This window comes from [Clostridium] ammoniilyticum (assembly GCF_025566905.1).
In the GTDB taxonomy this organism is placed as follows: Bacteria; Bacillota_I; Bacilli_A; order Erysipelotrichales; family Coprobacillaceae; genus Faecalibacillus; species Faecalibacillus intestinalis.
This window is the reverse complement of record NZ_JAOQJR010000002.1, coordinates 239,588-259,920: the sequence shown is the minus strand read 5'-3', so window position 1 is coordinate 259,920 and position 20,333 is coordinate 239,588. Positions and strand designations below refer to the sequence as shown.

The following is a 20,333-nucleotide window of genomic DNA, read 5'->3' as shown; positions in this document are numbered from 1 at the left end:
GAATGAAGATAGGTGATATTGTAAGTAGAAAAAAATATCATCAAGATATTATTTTTGAAGTCATTGATATACAAGAAAATATTTGTTATTTAAGAGGAATAGAGTATCGTTTGATTGCGGATAGTGAAATAGATGATTTAGAGCTTGTTCAAGAGAAAAGAGTAATAGAAGATGTGCATTTACCACAAGAAAAATGTTTAAAGGGAAGTGTTTTACATTTAGATGGAGATCCTTCTTATTTAAAGATGTGTATGAAAAAATATCAAGAATATGGTATTAGAGCATATGGTTATTATTTTAAAGAAGAAGAGTTTGCTAGTAAAATAACCAACCTATTAAAAAAACATAATCCACATCTTTTAGTCATTACAGGACATGATGCTTTGAAAAAAAATGGACATAAAAGAAATAGTCAAGATTATTTGCACAGTTTAGATTTTGTAGAAGCAATCAAAAAGGCTAGAGAATATCAACCCGACAAAGATGCATTAGTAATCTTTGCAGGAGCGTGTCAGTCATACTATGAACTTCTAGTAGCGAGTGGTGCTAACTTTGCATCAAGTCCTTCAAGAAAAAATATTCATGCGTTAGATCCTGTTATTATCACAACTCAAATCGCAAGTACAAATATTAAAGAGTATGTTGATTTAGAAAAAGTTATAGAGAAAACCTCTTTTAAACAATTAGGTGTTGGTGGAATTGATACAAGAGGGGTTGCCAGAAATTTGTATCCGAGGTAATGAAAAATGAAAGTAAGAGCATATGCAAAAGTAAATTTAGCGTTAGATGTTGTAAGAAAAAGAGAAGATGGATATCATGATTTAGAAATGATCATGGCACCTATTACTTTACATGATCTCATTTATATTAATGTCATTGATGAAGGAATTGAAATTGAGTCAAATAGTAAGATCGTTCCTACCAATCAAAGAAATATTATGTATAAAGTTGCACAATTGATGCAAGAAAGATACGGATTAAAAAAAGGTGTTAAGATCTTTGTCTATAAGCATATTCCAACGCAAGCAGGATTAGCTGGTGGAAGTGCTGATGGAGCAGCAGTTATTAAAGCCATGAATAAATTATTTCATTTAAATTTATCTTATGAAGAAATGGCTGCTTTAGGAAAAGAAGTAGGAGCAGATATTCCATTTTGTATTTATGAAAAAACAGCTTTTGTTGAAGGTGTTGGTGAAAAACTACAATTTATTGATGAACCTTTTGAAGCTTATTTATTACTTGTAAAACCTAAAAAAGGTGTTTCAACTCAAAAAGCATTTACTTCATTAGATTTATCTAAAGTAAAACATCAAGATTGCAGAAAGATGAAAAAAGGAATTGAAATGAATGATTATCAAGCAGTTATTGATAATCTACAAAATACATTAGAACTTCCTTCTATTAAAATGGTGCCACAAATTAAAGAAATCAAAAAAGAAATGATGAAGTTAGGTTTTGATGGAGCTTTAATGTCAGGAAGTGGTTCATGTGTATTTGGTATTACTAGAAATCAAGAAATTATGAATAAAGGATATGAATTCTTTAGAAAACGTTATTTTTTTGTTAGAAAATCGAAAATTTTAAACAAGGAAGAAAATCTGTGATAAGATTTTCTTTTTTTGAAAAGATGTAGGAATTTGCAATAAATTGTCTTATTCATCTTTAATTATGAGTTATATTTTGTTAGAATGACGTCGTAGAGGGGTGTGACGATGAAAACTTACGCAGTAGTAATGGCTGCCGGAAAAGGTACAAGAATGAAATCCGACAAGCCTAAAGTAGTACATGAAGTTTTATATAAACCGATGGTTTGTCATATCGTTGATGAATTAAAAGGTTTAGGTGTTGATGGTATTTATGTTATTGTTGGACATAAAGCTGAAGAAGTCATGAAACTTGTTGATGGTGTTGAGTTCGTAATGCAAAAAGAACAATTAGGAACTGGACATGCATTGATGCAAGCAAAAGATGTTTTAGGAGATAAAGAAGGAACAACTATTGTTTTAAATGGTGATGCACCATTAATTACTAAAGAAACATTACAAGGGTTAATTCAATATCATAATGAACATCAAATGAAAGGAACAGTCATGACATGTGATTGTGACTTAAATAAGAAATTTGGTCGTATTATTAGAAAAAATGATCAAGTTAAAGGTATTGTTGAGTATAAAGATTGTACAGATGAACAAAGAAATATTTCTGAAATGAATGTTGGAGAATATTGCTTTGATAATGCTGCTTTATTTAAAGCATTAGAATCAGTAACAAATAACAATGCTCAAAATGAATACTATATTACAGATGTAATTGAAATTATGAATCATCAGAACTTAAATGTTGGTGGTTATAAAATTGATGACTTATCAGAAGTTGGTGGAATTAATGATAAGTTTGAATTACAAGAAGCAACAAAACAATTACAATATCGTATTAATAAAAAACATCTATTAGATGGTGTAAATATTGTAGATATGACAAATACTTATATTGGTAGAGATGTAGTGATTGGTCATGATACAACAATTGAACCAGGATGTATTATTAAAGGAAAAACAGTGATTGGTAATGGATGTCATATTGGACCTTATTGTGAATTTGATAATGTAGAAATCAAAGATAACGTAGAAATTAAATTCTCTGTTATTGCTGATTCGATTATTGAAAACGGTGTTGATATCGGGCCATATGCAAGACTTAGAAATCATTGTCATATCTTAGAAAATGTCCACATGGGTAACTTTGTGGAAATGAAAAAAGCAACTTTTGGTAAAGGAAGTAAAGCTGCGCACTTGAGCTATATTGGAGATGCGACAGTTGGTGAAAACGTAAATATTGGCTGCGGTACTATTACAAGCAACTATGATGGAAAAAATAAATTCCAAACAGTAATTGAAGACAACGTTTTCGTTGGCTGCAATTCTAATTTAGTTGCTCCTGTAACTGTTGGTAAAAATGCATTTATTGCTGCTGGATCAACAATTACAGATGAAGTTCATGAAGATGCTTTTGCAATTGCTAGAAGTAGACAAGTGAACAAAGAAGGTTATAGTAAAGTATTAGAAGAAAAAAGAAATAAAATAGGAAAATAGGGGTAAAAGAAAAAATGAAAAACAAAATTACAGTATTTGCTTTATCATCATCAGTAGAATTAGCACAAGACATTTGTGATAATTTAGGTTGTGAAATGGGAAAATCAAAAGTTCACCATTTCGCTGATGGAGAAATCTTAGTTGAAATTGATGAATCAGTTCGTGGAAAAGATGTTTTCATTGTCCAATCAACATCTAATCCTGTTACTGAAAACTTAATGGAAATCTTAGTTTTAGCAGATGCCTTAAAAAGAGCATCAGCTGGAGAAATTACAGCTATCATGCCATACTTTGGATATGCTAGACAAGATAGAAAAGCAAAACCTAGACAACCAATTACATCTAAATTAGTTGCTGATTTATTAACAACTGCTGGTGTTAATCGTGTTGTAACAATTGATTTACATGCTGCACAAATTCAAGGATTCTTCAATATTCCTGTAGATGATATGCAAGCATTACCATTAATCTGTAATTATTTCAAAAATAAAAACTTAGATGATATTTGTGTTGTTTCTCCAGACCATGGTGGAGCAACTCGTGCTCGTAAAATGGCAGTTGCTTTAGATTGTCCAGTAGCTATCATTGATAAAAGAAGACCAAAACCTAACGTTGCTGAAATCATGGGTGTTTTAGGTGATGTTGAAGGTAAAAACTGTGTCATGATTGATGATATGATCGATACAGGTGGAACTATTGTAGCAGGTATTGATATGTTACTTGAAAAAGGTGCAAAAAATGTTTTCGTTGCTTGTACACACCCAGTATTCTCAGGACCAGCTGTTGAAAGATTGAAAAACTGTTCAGCTAAAGAAGTCGTTGTTACAGATACAATTATTTTACCTAAAGAAAAACATTTCGATAAATTAAAAGTTGTTTCAGTAGCATCATTACTTGCTAAAACAATTGAAAGTATTGAAAATAATTTACCAGTAAGTGATGTTTTCCAAGAATTTGATTTCGAAAAATAATATAAAAAATAAAAGTCTTCCTTTGATGGAAGGCTTTTTTGTTTCACGTGTAAAACATTTATAAATTGAGATAAAATCATGATAATAAGACTAAAAATACTCATTTTGTTACAGATATGAAACAAAATTAGACATTGAAAAATAAAAGAGGCATGTTAAACTCCTTTTAGTTAGCAAAGACTAACTTTATAGGAGGAAAAAATGAAAAAATTATTAAAGATAACACTTGCTTTAATGATGGCTTTAGGATTACAACTGACATCATTAAAGGTAGTCAACGCATTAAATATTGATTTATCAAAAGCAGGGACATATCAAATTCCTGTTGAAAATTTAAAAAGTGCTGCACCACTTCCAGCAGTACAAAAAGCCTTTGCTGGTGCCTTTGGTGATACATTAGAAGTAACTGTTGATCAAGATGGTACAATACAAGCAGTTGCTACATTACAAAATATGATTATTAACATGGGATCAGAATATTATGCAAATGTTTTAACAATTGCTAATGGAACAACTCTTTCAACAAAAGTAGAAAAGTCTACACAAGGAATGGGTGGAGAAACATTAGAAGTAGAAGTACCAGAAAAAATTTCTTTTGAATTACCTCAATTAGATGAAAATAATTCAACAGTTTTATCAATTACAGTTGATTTTATGAATTATTTTATGGGACAAGGAAAGGATTATCCAACAAATGTAACTTTAACATTAGATTTAGATAATGCAAAAGAATTACAAAAAGAATATGTTTTAGAAGATGGTACATATGACGTTCCTGTAAATGTTTTAAAAGAAAATAGTGATGATCAATCAATGGCAGCACAAGCTGTTGAATCAGCACAAATCACTGTTCAAAACAATGAAGTTGTTGTTACTTTAAAATTAAAAGAAATGACAATGTATGGACAAACTGCTTCTGTTGATAAAATGGAATATCAATTAAAAGATGGAACATATAAAGAAGCAACTGTTATTGAGGAAGAAGATGGACATCCAAAAAAAGTACAATTCAAATTAGATGAAAATAAAGAACTTACAAATGTTAAGTTTTATTATGGTGGAAGCTCAAGAGGTGCTATTGCAAGATTACAATTAAAATTAGATGGTCTAACAAAAGTTGATCCTACACCAGAAACACCAAAAGATGATGAAGATAAAAAAGATGAAGAAAATACTTCTCGTTTTACAAAAGATGGAACATATAGTGTAGATGTTGCTTTATGGAATGCTACAAGTGATAAAGAATCAATGGCAGCTTCTGCTATCAATTCAAAAGCAAAAATTATTGTTAAAGATGGAAAAGCAACAATGTATCTTTCAACAAAAGAAATGTCATTTGGAAGTATTAAAGCAAGTTTACAAGAATTCTATATTGGAAGTGAACAAGAAGATTATAAAAATCATGGTGCTACAATCATTGAAAAAGATGCACAAGGGAATCCAACATTATGGGCCTTTGAATTACCTCATGAAAATGAATATATCAATGTAATGATGAATCCACATGTTGCTATGATGGGAAATATGGATTTAGCAGCAAGATTAAAAATTGATTATACTACTTTAACATATGTTTCAGATAAAACAGAATTAGAACCAAATACTAAAAAAGATGATCAACAAGAAAATACAAATAAAGATCAAACAGCAAATAAAGAGAATCAAATAAATGAAAATCAATCAGTTAAAACAGGTGATCAAACATCTATTCAGTTATTCATGACATTATTTATTATTTCTATAACAATGATTGGATTTATTTTAAGAAAGAAACATGAGGCATAAAAATGCCTCATGTTTTTATGGAGGAACTATGAAAAAAATATTACAAATAAATATCATTTTAATGATGCTATTCATGTTTATTTCACCAGTTAGTGCTTTAAATGATGGGGCATATCTTGTTAGTCGTTCTACAAGTTATACCAATCCTCTTACCGGTAAAACAGAAGACGGAGGAGAAAATATTGCTTTAGGTGAAAGTATGGTAAGTAATATTGTCGAAAGTCAATTATTGGTTGAACAAATTAATGGAAAGTATTATATCACTGTTGGTTTAGGGTTAGCTTCTAATGTCAGCAATGTACGATTTAAAGTGATGACATCAAGTGGATCAATGAGTTCAGTTTCAGCAACTAAAACTGGAAGTAGTAGTGCTAATGGAGATACTGTTAATCATTATAGATTACAAGTCAGTTCTTTGGAACTTTATATAAGTCCTATTATGTATGTAAATCCAATGGGAAGAGATGTACAGTTTTTTATTAAACCTAATATTTCCTCGGCAATAGCAGGAACAGGAATTTATAACAGTCAAATGATCCCTCAAAATACAGAAACCTCAACAAGTCAAAATACACAAACAAATACATCTAAATCAACAACAAATCAAACAACTCAAGAAGAAACAACTGAGGAAACACAAACACCAGAAACTACTGAAATTCAACAAGCAATAGTAGGAACAATTACAAAAGAATCACTTATGGAAAATGCGACAGGATTAAGTAATCACATTATTAATTCAAAAGGAAAAGTCGATAAAAAATTAAAACTAACAGTTAAAAATTTAAAACAAACAACGAAGGAAAGTACAACCAAAAAAGATAATACATTACTTATTGTAGGAATATGTATCGTATTTATTTTAGGAGGAATATTCTATGTTAAAAAAATTAAAAAGTAGTTTAGTATTTATCTGTTTAATATCTTTATTAACAGGATGTGTAAATCAAAATCAAGAAGTAACAAGTGATCAAGAAATTACAGTTGCTGCTACTTCTATTGCTGTTACAGAAATTTTAGATCAATTAAATATACCAGCTAAACAAGTTGTAGGAATTCCTCAAAGTGATAGTTATACAGTTCCTAAAAAATATCAAAAAACAACAAAGATTGGTAATGCAATGACACCAGATATGGAAAAAATATCTACATTGAAACCTGATTTAATTTTAAGCCCTAATTCATTAGAAAGTGATCTTTCAAGTAAATATGAAAAATTAAAAATAAGTTCAACTTTTTTAAATCTTAAAAACTTATCGGGAATGTATAAGAGTATTGAAGAATTAGGAAAATTATTTAATAAAGAAAAACAGGCTAAAAAGCTTGTTGATGAGTATGTTGACTATATGGTTTCTTTTAGAGAAAAATATCAAAATAATGTGAGTCAACGTGTTTTAATCTTAATGGGACTTCCAGGAGGAAGTTATGTTGTAGCAACTGAATCAAGTTATGTTGGAGATTTAGTAAGATTAGCAGGTGGAACAAATATTTATGGTGATGGAGAAGGAAAAGATTTTGTTAATGTCAGTGTAGAAGATATGTTAAAACAAAATCCTGATATTATTTTAAGAACATCTCATGCCATGCCAAAACAAGTTATGGAGTATTTTCAACAAGAGTTTTCGAATAATCAAACTTGGCAACAATTTGATGCTGTTAAGAATAATAAAGTATATGATTTAAATAATGAATATTTTGGAATGAGTGCTAATTTTAATTATCAAAAAGGATTAGAAACATTAGAAGGAATTTTATATGAAAACAATTAAAAAGCATCCCTTATTGTTTATATTATCTTTATTTATCTTATTATGTATTTCATTCTTTATAGCAATTAATACAGGAACGATCAAAGTCTCATTTATTCAATTATTAAAAGGACTCTTTGTAGAATATAACAAAGATGTTGCAAGTATCTATCAAATACGTTTTCCTCGTGTCATTGTTACTATGCTTGTAGGATGCGCACTTGCTTTAGCAGGTTTATTATTTCAAGTAGTACTAAAGAATCCTTTAGCAGATCCAGGTATTATTGGAATCAGTGCAGGAGCACAATTAGTTAGTTTATTAGTAGGTATCTTTTTACCTGATTTATATACCATCAAACCATTGTTAACATGTTTAGGAGGATTAATAACATTTATATTGATTTATAGTTTATCTTGGAAATCAGGATTAAAAACAATAAGAATTATTCTTGTCGGTGTTGCAATTCATTATACCTTAACAGCAATCATTTCATTTATTGAAAGTATTTCTTCATCTATTTCATCATCGGTAGATTCTGTTATTTTATATACCTGGAATGATGTTCAATTATTGATGATTTATATTTTACCTATTTTAATTATTTTATGCTTTCTTACAAAAGCATGTGATTTATTAGGATTAGAAGATCGTACATTATTATCTTTAGGAATAAATGTTAATCTTTATCGATTTATTATTTCTTTATTAGCAGTTATTTTATGTAGTGTTTCAGTAGCAATCGCAGGTGTGTTAAGTTTTGTAGGTTTACTTGTTCCTCATCTTGCACGTTTATTTGTAGGTAATAAGCATAGTTATTTAATACCGACAAGTGGCTTATTGGGAGCTCTTGTTCTTTTAATAGCTGATACCCTAGGGCGAGTCATTATTGCTCCTTATGAAATAACACCTGCTATTTTAATGGCTATTATTGGTGGTCCATTATTTATTATCTTATTAAAAAGGAGTTCAGTGCATGAAAGTTAAAAATCTCTCTTTTAGTTATAATCAAAAATCATTTATTAAAGATTTAAATATAGAATTTAAAGAAAATCAAATAACAACAATTATTGGATCGAATGGTAGTGGTAAATCGACTTTACTTATGTTATTAAGTCGTATCTATAAACCACAAACAGGCTTTATAGAAATTAATCAACAAGATATACAAAATTATAAAATAAAAGAATTTGCACAAAAGGTTGCTGTTGTTCACCAAAAAAATCAAATTAATGGTGATCAAGATGTAAAAACAATTGTAGGCTATGGAAGATTACCTTACCTCCATTATTCACAAAAATTATCCCAAGAAGATTATGAAATCATAGATTGGGCTTTAGAAGTAACCAACTTAAAAGAATACAAAAACAGAACATTAAAAAGCTTATCAGGTGGACAACAACAACGTGTTTGGATTGCTATGGCTTTAGCCCAAAAAACACCTTATCTTTTATTAGATGAACCGACAACTTATTTAGATATAAGATATCAATTAGAACTCTTAAGATTACTTAAAGAAATAAATCAAAAATATAAAATAACGATTATTATGGTTTTACATGATATTAATCAAGCGATTCAATATTCAGATAATATTATAGCTATAAAAAAAGGAAGAATAATTGTAGAAGGAAAATCAAATGAAGTGATTACAAGTGAAGTTATTAGAGAAATCTATGGGATTGATTTAAAGATGACACAATTATCTAAACAACCCTATGTATTTACAGTATAGGGGCAATGCCCCTTTTTCCTTGACAGGTAAATAGGATTAGAATATCCTTATAGCATATTAATTCTATATAAAATAAAGAAACTGTTACAAAATAAAATTGGGGGAATAAAAATATGGAAAGAATAACAAGTTTTAGCGTTGATCATCGTAAACTTACAAAAGGAGTTTATGTCTCAAGAGTAGATGGAGACTTGATTACATATGATATTCGTATGACACAACCAAATGTTGAGCCAGCTTTAAAACCAGAAGCAGCACATACCATTGAACATATTGGGGCAACATTACTTAGAAATGGAAAATATAAAGATCAAGTGATTTATTTTGGACCAATGGGCTGTATGACAGGCTTTTATTTAATCGTAAGAGATTTAGATTTAGAGATAATTAATGGAATTGTAAAAGATGTTTACACACAAATTGTTTCATGGAATCAAGAAATTCCAGGAGCGAAGGAAGAAGAATGTGGAAATTATACTTTTATGGATTTAGAAGAAGCTAAAAAAGCAGCAGATTATTTTGTAAACAGTAAATGGGAACATAAATATCATTTACTCTAAGAAGAAATTGTTCATATACAATTTCTTTTTTTTTGCTATAATGGGGTAAATGAGGTAAAGATATGAAGAAAACAAAAGAAATAATTATTGATGCGTTCTGGCAATTATTAGAAGAAAAACCCTTTAATAAAATAACAGTTCAAAACATTGTTGAACGTTGTGCATTAAATAGAAACACTTTTTATTATCATTTTCAAGATATCCCAAATCTTGCTGAATATACAGTAAAATTATGGGCAGATGAAATCATTCAAAACAATTATGAATTTGGTTCACCAATGACGTGTCTTTCTCCTTTGGTAGAAGAATTTATAAAATATAAAAAAGCTTTCCAACATCTTTATTCATCATCTCAAAAAGATGAATTTATTACATATATGAATCATGTCGCTTTACATATTGTTAAAATGTTTATGAAACAATCTTCACATTATGTATCAAGAAGTGAAGATGAAAAGGAAACACTAACACATTTTTATAAATGCTTAATGATTGGTATTTTAATTGATTGGTTAGAATGCCAAGGAGATTATGATTTAAAATTATTTGTAGAAAAAATCTATCATTTAATAGATAGTTCCTCACAGACTTTATTATAAGTCTGTTTTTTAGTTATTTTCTCTTTTTTGTCCATTTTATAATCAATAAAAGAGGACTATATTATAAGTAGGAAGTGATACATATGAAAACATTAAATAAAGTAAAAACAAGTATTTGGATCAACGCACTTAGTGCAATTATTATTGGGATTTTATTCTTGATCAATCCTCAAGAATCATTTCAAATGATTACGATTATTGCAGGAATAATTATTACAGCAACAGGTATTCTTGATTTTATTTATTATTTAAATGGTTGGCTTGATATTTATTTTATGAAGAATACATTATTAAGTGGTTTTCTAAAATGTTTGTTAGGAATCTTTGTGTTAACACATATACCACTTATGACAACTTTCTTCTCTTATATTTTTAGTTTATATATTATTATTAGTGCTTTATATTGTTTTGAAGCCTATACGTTTATTAAATCAATGATAAGTTATTCTTTAACTTTTGATTATGTTGTTGTCACAATTTTAATATTTACAGGTCTTGCGATGTTCTTTTTAGCACCAAGTACAGTGATTTCATCTTCATTTGTAATTGGTATATTATTTTTAATTAATGGAATATCTAATCTCTTTATTGCCTTTAGATTAACAAGAATTATTAAACAATACAGAACCTATATTCAATAAGCAGAGAAATCTGCTTTTTTTAAATAATTAAAACATTTTAGCACTCACCTCTTGACAGTGCTAAAGCCAAGAGCTATAATGTATTTAGAAATTAGGAAAGGTATTAATAAAGAACCTAGTTTCAAGAGTTAACACCGCTTGAAGTAACGATGCTAATGACTAAGCATTTATATTGAAAGGGGAAATGACTTATGATGATGCCTAGCTTATTTACAGAAAACTTATTTGATGATTTCTTTAATGATTTCGATGAAGATTTCTTTGGAAAGAAAAATCCATTATATGGAAAACATGCAAGAAATATGATGAAGACAGATGTCAGAGAAACAGATACGACATATGAAGTAGATGTTGACTTACCAGGCTTCAAGAAAGAAGATATCAATGTCAACTATGAAAATGGATATTTGACAATATCAACAAGTAAAGGCTTGGATAAAGATGAAAAAGACAAAGATGGACGTTATATCCGACAAGAAAGATATGTTGGAAATATGACACGAAGTTTCTATTTAGGAGATATTCCAAAAGAAGATATAAAAGCTAAATATGAAGGTGGAGTACTTCGTTTATCAGTTCCTAAATCTGATATGAAACAAATTGAAAATACTTCTACAATAAGTATTGAATAATATGAAATGAGAAATCCTACGGGATTTCTTTTTTTTGTATCATAAATTTAAAAAGTGGGCATATATTATAATGAGCATATCATAAAATACCATATTTATAAGCATATATTTGTTTAAATCCTAAAAATTGACAAGATATATTTTTATTCATTCAAAAAAGCTTATGATAAAATGAAGGGAAAATATTTTCGGATAGGAGTATTTTTTTAGAAATTTGACAAAATAAAGATATTTTGTTAGTATTCACCGGGGTGAGATTTATGTACTTTGATACACATTGTCATTTAAATAGTGAACAATTATATGAAAATAGAGATGAATTTATTAAACATGCTTTAGACAATCAAGTAGAAATGATGATTGTTGTAGGGTATGATCTTGAGTCTTCCAAAAAGGCAGTTGAAATTGCTAAAGAGCATTCCTTTATCTATGCTGCTGTAGGTATTGGACCTAATGACTGTTTAAACACAACTACTCAAGATTTACAAATCATCGATGAGTACTTAAACGAACCAAAGGTCGTAGCACTTGGTGAAATTGGATTGGATTATTATTGGGATGATGTTCCTAGCGATAAACAAAAAGAAATTTTTCAACAACAAGTTGATTTTGCTAAAAAACATCAAAAACCAATTATTATTCATTGCAGAGATGCTTATGAAGATACTTATGAAGTGCTTAAAAGAAATGGACATCCAGGAATTATGCATTGTTATAGTGGATCAGTGGAAATGGCTAAAAGATTTATTGATTTAGGTTTTTATATTTCTTTAGCTGGACCAGTCACTTTTAAAAATGCAAGAGTTCCTAAAGATGTGGCAGAAAAAATAGGTTTAGAGCATTTATTAATTGAAACCGACTGTCCTTATTTAACACCACATCCATATCGTGGTAGTTTAAATGAGCCTGCAAATGTTGTGTATATTGCCCAGGAAATAGCGAAGCTAAAGAACATGGAGATAGAAAGCGTTGCAAGTCAGACAACGTTTAATGCTAAAAAAGTATTTGGCATTAAATAGGAGGAAAATTAATGAAAACAATTAAACAAATCATTTCAGATGCAGACCCCCGACTGAAAGGGGTATTAATGATTATGATTGTCTATGTAATGGTTATGGCTACAACTGTTACATCAGGCGCAACTCAAGAAATTAAAGGTTATAAAGAAACTATTGAAATTCAGTATCAAGATGGTAGTCAAGAAGCTAAAGATTATTTAGTTAGACAAGATACTGTTAAAAATGTATTAAAAGAATTAGATGTAAACTTAGGAACTAAAGATACAGTTAATAAAGATATGGCTTATATTGTACAAAGTAAAGATCTACTTCAAGTCAATCGTATTAGCGAAGAAGAAGTAGAAGAAATACAGTATGTTGATTCTCAAACGATTGAAACAACAGGTTTACATTTATTTACAACAGAAGTTGTTCAACAAGGACAACGAGGACAAATTAATAATAAAGTGAAAGTCACTTATGAAAATGGTAAAATTGTCAAAAAAGAATTGTTATCAAGTGAAGTTGTAACTGAAAAAACAGATACGATTATTGCACATGGGACAATTCAACCTGGGGCTTATTTTACTGGAAAACTGACAACTTATGGTGGCGATTGTGCAGGAGGAAATGGAACTTCATCATCAGGGATTTCTTTATCACCAACAACTGGTGTTAAAGGAAGTCATAGTGCAAAGTTAAGTTATAAAGGTGGAAGTTATTATTGTTTAGCAGCAGATCCATCTATTCCTTTTGGAACAATTATTAAGATTACAAATCACAACTTAGGTATTGAATCAACAGCGTATGGTATTGTTGTTGATAGAGGTGGAGCTATTAAGAAAAATCATATTGATATTTTTAATGGAACAGAAGCTGGCAAATACTTTAAAGGTGGTACGTCAAATAATACACAATTTGAAATCGTATCTGTTGGTAGTGGCAAGAATTTTTGGAAATAGATAACAAGTATATCTCAAATGAGGTATACTTTTTTTGTGGGGTGATGATATGAAAATAGGTGTTATTCAAGCTTCATCGCAAATAGAAAAAAATGCTATTTTATATGAATGTACAAAAGATTATGGGGAAGTTATTAATTTTGGTTGCTTTGAAGATGAAGAAAATTATTCCTATGTTGAAATTGCTTTAGAAATTTGTTTGTTGATTTCAAGTCAAGCGGTAGATTTTATAGTGACAGGATGTTCTTCAGGACAAGGAATGATGATTGCTTGTAATAGTCTACCAAATTTAATTTGTGGCTATTTACCAACACCACAGGATGCTTATTTATTTGGAAGAATCAATGATGGTAATGTGGCTTCTTTACCATTAGGTCTTAACTATGGGTGGGCTGGTGAAATTAATTTAAAAGCAACTCTCCAACAATTGTTTGAAGAACCTTTTGGAATAGGGTATCCTTTAAAAGATGCAAAGCGAAAACAAGAAGATACAAAGAAAATAAAAGCTTTAAATCAATTATGTAAAAAAGATATTATTGAGTTTTTAAATGAAATCGATTCATTATTCATTAATAAAGTTTTATCTAAAAAGAATGTGATCGATTATATTTTAGAACAAGGAAAAGATCAAAGAATAAAACAATGGATTTTAAACAGGAGGTAATCCTGTTTTTTTATGAAAAAAGAGTGATAAAACGTACGAAACTCATCTTTTTTCCTCGTCAAAAAAGCAATGTTGGTGTACAATGGAAAAGAATTGAAAGGGAGTGTAAGTGATATGTATGACGTAATAGTTGTCGGAGGGGGACATGCTGGAATTGAAGCTAGTTTAGCACCTTCAAGAATGGGATTAAAAACATTACTTGTCACATCAAATATAAATAATATTGGGTCAATGCCATGTAATACTTCTATTGGTGGACCTGCTAAAGGAATCATTGTAAGAGAAATCGATGCTCTTGGTGGACAAATGTCTAAAACAGCAGATAAGACTTACTTACAAATGAAAATGTTAAATACCGCAAAAGGACCAGGAGTCCAATCTTTAAGAGCACAAGCTGATAAAAAAGCATATCCTCGTTATATGCAAAAAGTGGTTAAGGAACAAGAAAACCTCGATTTAATTGAAGGGATGGTTGAAGATTTAGTTGTTGAAGATCAAACAGTTAAAGGAGTTATTCTTGATGATGGAACAACTTATTTATCGAAAACTGTTATTCTGACAACAGGTACTTATTTAAAAGCAGAAATTCTTGTTGGACATAGTAAACATGCTAGTGGACCAGATCAACAAAAAGAATCAAAATTCTTATCTGGAAAATTAAAAGATTACGGATTTAGAATTCAAAGATTAAAAACAGGAACACCACCACGTGTTGAAATCAATAGTATAGATTATTCAAAAACATCATTACAACCAGGAACAGATGCAAAACTAGCCTTTAGTTTTACCACAGATGAATATGTTCCTATTGAAAAACAAACACCATGTTATCTAACTTATACAAATGAAACAACACATAAAATCATTCATGATAATCTAGAAAAATGTGCAATGTATAGTGGACTTGTTAAAGGAATTGGACCACGTTATTGTCCATCCATTGAAGATAAAGTTGTTAAATTCTCAGATAAACCTCAACATCAAATCTTCTTAGAACCTGAATCAAAAGAAATGAATTCAATCTATGTACAAGGTTTTTCAACATCTATGCCACATGATATTCAAGAACAAATGATTCGTACTTTACCAGGATTAGAAAACTGTACAATCTTAAAATATGCTTATGCGATTGAATATGATGCGATTGATCCATTACAATTATGGCCATCACTTGAAACCAAAGTCATTAAAAACTTATTTACTGCTGGGCAAATCAATGGAACAAGTGGTTATGAAGAAGCTGCTGGACAAGGTTTAATGGCAGGTATCAATGCAACACTTAAAGTAAGAAATGAAGCACCTCTTGTCTTAAAAAGAGATGAAGCTTATATTGGTGTCATGATTGATGATCTTGTTACTAAAGGAACAAAAGAACCTTATCGTATGCTTACATCAAGAGCGGAATATCGTTTATTAATTAGACATGATAATGCTGATGAAAGACTTTATGATTATAGTCATAAAATTGGACTTGTTAAAGATAAAGAATATCAAAGATATCAAAATAAAATGAAAGGGATCTATGATGAAATTGAACGTTTAAGTACTATTCGTTTTACCCCCAAAGATGATATCAATGAAATGTTGGAACAAAACAATTCTTCGCATTTAAAAGAAGGGGTTTCTGCAAAAGAACTTATTACAAGACCTGAAATCACTTATGATATGATGTTACCTTATATTGATGCACCTGAATTAAGTGAGGAACAAAGAAGAAGAATTACTATTTTAATTAAATATGCAGGATATATTGAAAAAGCTAAAAGACAAGCGCAAAAACAAATCAAAATGGAAGAAAAACATATTCCAGAAGATATTGATTATGAAGATGTTAAAAACTTAGCTTTAGAAGCAAAACAAAAATTATCAGAAATTAGACCACTTACCATTGGTCAAGCTTCTCGTATATCAGGAATCAATCCTGCAGATATTTCAGTTTTATTAATTTATTTAAAACAAAAATATAACGGAGAATAAGAATGAATGAATTAGAATTTCAAAATATACTTAAAGAAAAAGGAATCGAAGTAAGTGAACATCAACTTCAACAATTTCAAAAATATTATGAAATCTTAGTTGAATGGAATGAAAAAATGAATCTTACAGCAATTACGGATAAAGAAGATGTTTATTTAAAACATTTCTATGATTCAATTACGATTGCTTTTGATTTTGATTTCAATAATCAAACCTTGATTGATGTAGGAGCTGGTGCTGGTTTTCCCTCAGTTCCTTTAAAAATCCTTTATCCAAATTTAAAGATTACAATCGTTGATTCCTTAAATAAAAGAATTACTTTCTTAAATCATTTATTTAAAGAACTGGAATTAGATAACTGTCAAGCAGTGGCTGCACGTGCAGAAGAATACGCTAAAGATCATCGTGAAAGTGTTGATATCGTGATGGCAAGAGCGGTAGCACGTTTAAATATTCTTGATGAACTTTGTTTACCACTTGTTAAAAAGAATGGTTATTTCTTATCTTTAAAAGGAAGACAAGCACCAGAAGAAGTAAAAGAAGCTAAAAAAGGTATTCAATTATTAGGTGGACAAATAGAAAGTACACATGATTTTACACTTGCAAATCATGATGATTTTAGAAGTAATATTATTATTAAAAAAGTAAAAGAAACACCAAAGAAGTATCCAAGAATGTTTTCTAAAATAAAAAAGAGTCCATTGTAGGAGGGTATCATGTTTAATAATAAATTAAAAAATATAGATATTAATAAAATACAAGCAAATGAGAATCAGCCAAGAACTGTTTTTAATGAAGAAAAAATTGAAGAATTAGCTGCTTCTATTAAAGAAAATGGTTTAATACAACCTATAGTTGTAAGAAAAGTAAATGGAATTTACCAAATTATTGCAGGTGAAAGAAGATATCGTGCTTGTTGTTCTTTAAATATGAAACAAGTACCATGTGTTATTGAAGATTATGATGATAAGCAAACACAAACACTTGCTATTATTGAAAATATTCAAAGAGAAGACTTATCACCATTAGAAGAAGCAAAAGCTTATCAAGCTTTAATTAAAGAATATGGTTATAGTCAAACAGAGCTTGCAGATATTGTTGGTAAAAAACAATCAACGATTGCGAATAAATTAAGATTATTAAAATTAAGTGATGATGTTCAATTTTCTTTAAATCAAAAACAAATAACAGAAAGACATGCTAGAGCAATGCTTTCATTAAATGAAGAAAAACAACAAGAAGTCTTAAGAGAAGTTTTAAAGAAAAAACTAACAGTAGCTGATACAGAAAGACTTATTAAAAAAGAACCAAAACCTAAAAAGAAAAAAGCATCAGCCGATGTTAAAAAAACAATTTCAAGAAATGTGAAAATTGCTTTAAATACATTACAACAAGCAATTGGAATGATTGAAAAAACAGGAACATCACTTCAACAAGAAACAGAAGATTTAGAAGATGAATATGTTATTACAATTAGAATACATAAGTAGAGGGTTAAGATGAAGTTACTAGCAACAGATATGGATGGAACATTTCTAAGAGATGATAAATCCTACAGTGAAGAATTTAATGATTTATATAAACAAATGTTAAAAAAAGATATACAATTTGTCATTGCATCAGGAAATCAATATGAAGCATTAGTTTGTAAATTTGATGATGATATTAAAGATGATCTTTATTATCTTTGTGAAAATGGAACAAAGATTGTCTATCGAGGAGATGTTATTTATAAACATTGTTTAGAAACTGATGATTATCAACATGCATTAAATATTTTAAAAGAAGATGAAGAATGTATGTTAGTTGTATCAGGAGTAAAGCATGCTTATATTTTAAAGAAGTTTGAAGATAGAAAAGATTTTATTACATTATTTATTAAAAATATTGTTTTTGTAGACTCATTTGATGAAATAGATGATGAAATATTAAAATTTTCAGTTGCTAACTTTGATGGTAAAATTGAAGATAGACTTGAAGTGATCAAGAAAAGGATAAATCCTAAATTTAGAGTTGTAACCACAGGAAATGTTTGGTTTGATATTTTTTATAAGACAATTAATAAAGGAACTTCCTTACAACATCTTCTAGATTTGTTAGGAATATCTAATGAAGAAGCAGGTGCTTTTGGTGATCAAATGAATGATTATGAAATGTTACAAACTGTAAAATATGGTTATGCGATGGCTAATGCCATGCCCCCAGTTAAAGAAGTTGCTTATCAAGTTATTGATAGTAATGAAAATGATGGCGTTATTTTAAAAATAAAAGAAATCTTAAAAGGTAACTATTAAACAATGCGTAAGCATTGTTTTTTTTGTATAATAAAGACGTTAAAACAAGGAGGAAGACTATGAAACCAAAATTACATTTTACAGCACCTTATCATTGGATCAATGATCCAAATGGACTTATTTATTATAAAGGAAACTATCATATTTTTTACCAACATTTCCCATATGATAATAAATGGGGAACAATGCATTGGGGACATGCTATTACAAAAGATTTTGTCAATTTTGAACATCTTCCAATTGCTTTATATCCATCTAAAGATTTTGATAGAAATGGATGTTTTTCAGGATCAGCAATTGAAATCGATGGCCAACTTTATCTTTATTATACAGCTATTAAATACGCTAAAGAAAATCCAAGTAATGTACATAATCAATATAGTGATGATGATTTAAGAGCCTCACAAGCACTCGTTGTAAGTAGTGATGGAATTCATTTTGATAATGTTAAAAATAAAAAACAAATCATTCCCATGATTCAAGAAGCTTATATTGGAGATTATCGTCATACCAGAGATCCTAAAGTATGGAAAAAACAAGATGGAAAATATGCCATGGTTATTGGGAGTAAAGTAGCTTATGAAAATGACTACTGTGGAAAAGCACTTTTCTATGAAAGTGAAGATGGAATTCATTTTGAATATAAAAACAGCTATCAAGAACCAACTATTGGAAATATGTGGGAATGTCCAGATGTCTTTAAAATCAATGATCAATTCTTTATGATTTTCTCACCAGAAAATACAGATCTACCACCAAAACCAAATAGTAATGCGCGTTATATGCCGATTGATTTTGAGGAAGATACACTTACTATTAAAGATCATGGTGATTGGCCTTATTTAGATCATGGTTTAGATTTCTATGCACCACAAACGTTCTTATCAAAAGATAATGAAAGAATTTTACTTGGTTGGCTTAGAATGAGAAAACCAGTTCAAGGAGAAGAATGGATTGGAATGTTTATCATGCCAAGAATTCTACATGAAAAAGATGGTAAAATCATTCAAGAATTGTATCCTGAAATAAAAAACTCATTTAATCAAGAAATTCAAGATATTTCATTTGATCAACCATTCCAATTAAAGACAACACTTAATAAGGATAGTTCTTTAAATCTTGGTGGTTTTAAAATTGATATTCAAGATGATTGTCTCCATTTAAATAGAGAAGAAGTTTCTATTCAAGAAAATAAGGTATGTAATGATGTTGTTTCACCTAAATTACAAGGACATTATGATATTGAACTTTATTATGATCATCATGTTTTTGAAATCTATATTAATGGTGGTGAATATGTGATGTCACAAGTTGTTTATGATTTAAATGATCAAGTTATTATTCAAAATACAGAGTATAAAGTCTATGTCAGATCATTATAAATTCTTTAGTCATAAACAATGTGAGTATTATCCTTGTCATCAATTAGATGAAATTAATTGTTTGTTTTGTTATTGCCCATTATATATTTTAAAAGATTGTAAAGGTCATTATAAAATGATAGGAAATATTAAAGATTGTAGTGGATGTACTTTACCACATCAAAAAGAAAACTATGATTATATTATTTCTCGTTATCAAGATGTTGTAAAAGCTTTTCAATTACTTAACAATAAAGATACAAATGATAAGATAGAAGCACCAGAGGGTATTGAAGACAATGCTGGATAAGGTTTA

Annotated in this window: 22 protein-coding genes; all 22 read left to right on the top strand. The window is 29.2% G+C overall.

The features are described 5' to 3' along the window. Positions 1-2: 2 nt before the first annotated feature. The 22 genes from OCV55_RS03395 to OCV55_RS03290 all read left to right on the top strand — a co-directional run bounded on the left by OCV55_RS03395 (position 3) and on the right by OCV55_RS03290 (position 20,327). On the top strand, positions 3-740 hold the full coding sequence (locus tag OCV55_RS03395) for a sporulation peptidase YabG (protein WP_032091131.1): 738 nt from the start codon (positions 3-5) through the stop codon (positions 738-740). Positions 741-746: 6 nt separating this feature from the next. Continuing rightward, complete coding sequence (gene ispE / locus OCV55_RS03390) at positions 747-1,604, top strand: 4-(cytidine 5'-diphospho)-2-C-methyl-D-erythritol kinase (protein WP_147579801.1); 858 nt, start codon at positions 747-749, stop codon at positions 1,602-1,604. A gap of 108 nt (positions 1,605-1,712) precedes the next feature. Next, positions 1,713-3,092 (top strand): bifunctional UDP-N-acetylglucosamine diphosphorylase/glucosamine-1-phosphate N-acetyltransferase GlmU, encoded by a 1,380-nt coding sequence (gene glmU, locus OCV55_RS03385; protein WP_147579800.1) that lies wholly within the window; start codon positions 1,713-1,715, stop codon positions 3,090-3,092. A gap of 14 nt (positions 3,093-3,106) precedes the next feature. Beyond that, the gene (locus OCV55_RS03380; RefSeq protein ID WP_032091133.1) at positions 3,107-4,063 is read left to right on the top strand and encodes a ribose-phosphate diphosphokinase; all 957 of its coding nucleotides are present in this window, start codon (positions 3,107-3,109) and stop codon (positions 4,061-4,063) included. 201 nt (positions 4,064-4,264) lie between these two features. Next, positions 4,265-5,848 (top strand): NEAT domain-containing protein, encoded by a 1,584-nt coding sequence (locus tag OCV55_RS03375; protein WP_147579799.1) that lies wholly within the window; start codon positions 4,265-4,267, stop codon positions 5,846-5,848. A gap of 28 nt (positions 5,849-5,876) precedes the next feature. Then, a complete protein-coding gene (locus tag OCV55_RS03370) occupies positions 5,877-6,749 on the top strand; it encodes a heme-binding Shp domain-containing protein (RefSeq protein ID WP_267309791.1) in 873 nt (290 codons plus the stop codon). Then, a complete protein-coding gene (isdE, locus tag OCV55_RS03365) occupies positions 6,727-7,617 on the top strand; it encodes a heme ABC transporter substrate-binding protein IsdE (RefSeq protein WP_147579798.1) in 891 nt (296 codons plus the stop codon). Before OCV55_RS03370 ends, isdE begins: the two co-directional genes overlap by 23 nt. Further along, positions 7,604-8,581: a FecCD family ABC transporter permease gene (locus tag OCV55_RS03360; protein WP_147579797.1), complete on the top strand. Its 978-nt coding sequence runs from the start codon at positions 7,604-7,606 to the stop codon at positions 8,579-8,581. The genes isdE and OCV55_RS03360 overlap by 14 nt, the downstream gene beginning before the upstream one ends. After that, positions 8,571-9,329, top strand: coding sequence for an ABC transporter ATP-binding protein (locus OCV55_RS03355; RefSeq protein ID WP_147579796.1), 759 nt, complete (start codon positions 8,571-8,573; stop codon positions 9,327-9,329). The genes OCV55_RS03360 and OCV55_RS03355 overlap by 11 nt, the downstream gene beginning before the upstream one ends. A gap of 113 nt (positions 9,330-9,442) precedes the next feature. Then, entirely contained in the window at positions 9,443-9,889 is a 447-nt protein-coding gene (locus OCV55_RS03350) for an S-ribosylhomocysteine lyase (protein WP_147579795.1), read from the top strand. A 62-nt stretch (positions 9,890-9,951) separates the two neighbouring features. Beyond that, the gene (locus OCV55_RS03345) at positions 9,952-10,488 is read left to right on the top strand and encodes a TetR/AcrR family transcriptional regulator C-terminal domain-containing protein (RefSeq protein ID WP_147579794.1); all 537 of its coding nucleotides are present in this window, start codon (positions 9,952-9,954) and stop codon (positions 10,486-10,488) included. A gap of 83 nt (positions 10,489-10,571) precedes the next feature. Continuing rightward, positions 10,572-11,129 carry a DUF308 domain-containing protein gene (locus OCV55_RS03340; protein WP_147579793.1) on the top strand — a complete coding sequence of 186 codons (558 nt, stop codon included), beginning with the start codon at positions 10,572-10,574 and terminating at the stop codon, positions 11,127-11,129. Positions 11,130-11,320: 191 nt separating this feature from the next. After that, positions 11,321-11,761 carry an Hsp20/alpha crystallin family protein gene (locus tag OCV55_RS03335; protein ID WP_117346468.1) on the top strand — a complete coding sequence of 147 codons (441 nt, stop codon included), beginning with the start codon at positions 11,321-11,323 and terminating at the stop codon, positions 11,759-11,761. Between the two features lie 260 nt (positions 11,762-12,021). Further along, complete coding sequence (locus OCV55_RS03330) at positions 12,022-12,780, top strand: TatD family hydrolase (protein WP_147579792.1); 759 nt, start codon at positions 12,022-12,024, stop codon at positions 12,778-12,780. A gap of 11 nt (positions 12,781-12,791) precedes the next feature. Next, positions 12,792-13,721: a G5 domain-containing protein gene (locus tag OCV55_RS03325; protein WP_119362479.1), complete on the top strand. Its 930-nt coding sequence runs from the start codon at positions 12,792-12,794 to the stop codon at positions 13,719-13,721. Positions 13,722-13,770: 49 nt separating this feature from the next. After that, positions 13,771-14,385 carry an RpiB/LacA/LacB family sugar-phosphate isomerase gene (locus tag OCV55_RS03320; RefSeq protein WP_147579791.1) on the top strand — a complete coding sequence of 205 codons (615 nt, stop codon included), beginning with the start codon at positions 13,771-13,773 and terminating at the stop codon, positions 14,383-14,385. A gap of 114 nt (positions 14,386-14,499) precedes the next feature. After that, entirely contained in the window at positions 14,500-16,362 is a 1,863-nt protein-coding gene (mnmG, locus tag OCV55_RS03315) for a tRNA uridine-5-carboxymethylaminomethyl(34) synthesis enzyme MnmG (RefSeq protein WP_147579790.1), read from the top strand. Positions 16,363-16,364: 2 nt separating this feature from the next. Continuing rightward, a complete protein-coding gene (gene rsmG, locus OCV55_RS03310; RefSeq protein ID WP_022000792.1) occupies positions 16,365-17,069 on the top strand; it encodes a 16S rRNA (guanine(527)-N(7))-methyltransferase RsmG in 705 nt (234 codons plus the stop codon). Positions 17,070-17,078: 9 nt separating this feature from the next. Next, positions 17,079-17,852 (top strand): nucleoid occlusion protein, encoded by a 774-nt coding sequence (gene noc, locus OCV55_RS03305; RefSeq protein ID WP_032091154.1) that lies wholly within the window; start codon positions 17,079-17,081, stop codon positions 17,850-17,852. Between the two features lie 9 nt (positions 17,853-17,861). Beyond that, positions 17,862-18,656, top strand: coding sequence for an HAD family hydrolase (locus OCV55_RS03300; protein ID WP_032091155.1), 795 nt, complete (start codon positions 17,862-17,864; stop codon positions 18,654-18,656). 59 nt (positions 18,657-18,715) lie between these two features. Next, positions 18,716-20,038, top strand: a complete 1,323-nt coding sequence (locus OCV55_RS03295) for a glycoside hydrolase family 32 protein (RefSeq protein ID WP_147579789.1) — start codon at positions 18,716-18,718, stop codon at positions 20,036-20,038. Then, the gene (locus OCV55_RS03290; RefSeq protein WP_147579788.1) at positions 20,022-20,327 is read left to right on the top strand and encodes a cysteine-rich small domain-containing protein; all 306 of its coding nucleotides are present in this window, start codon (positions 20,022-20,024) and stop codon (positions 20,325-20,327) included. The genes OCV55_RS03295 and OCV55_RS03290 overlap by 17 nt, the downstream gene beginning before the upstream one ends. The last annotated feature ends 6 nt before the right edge of the window (positions 20,328-20,333 follow it).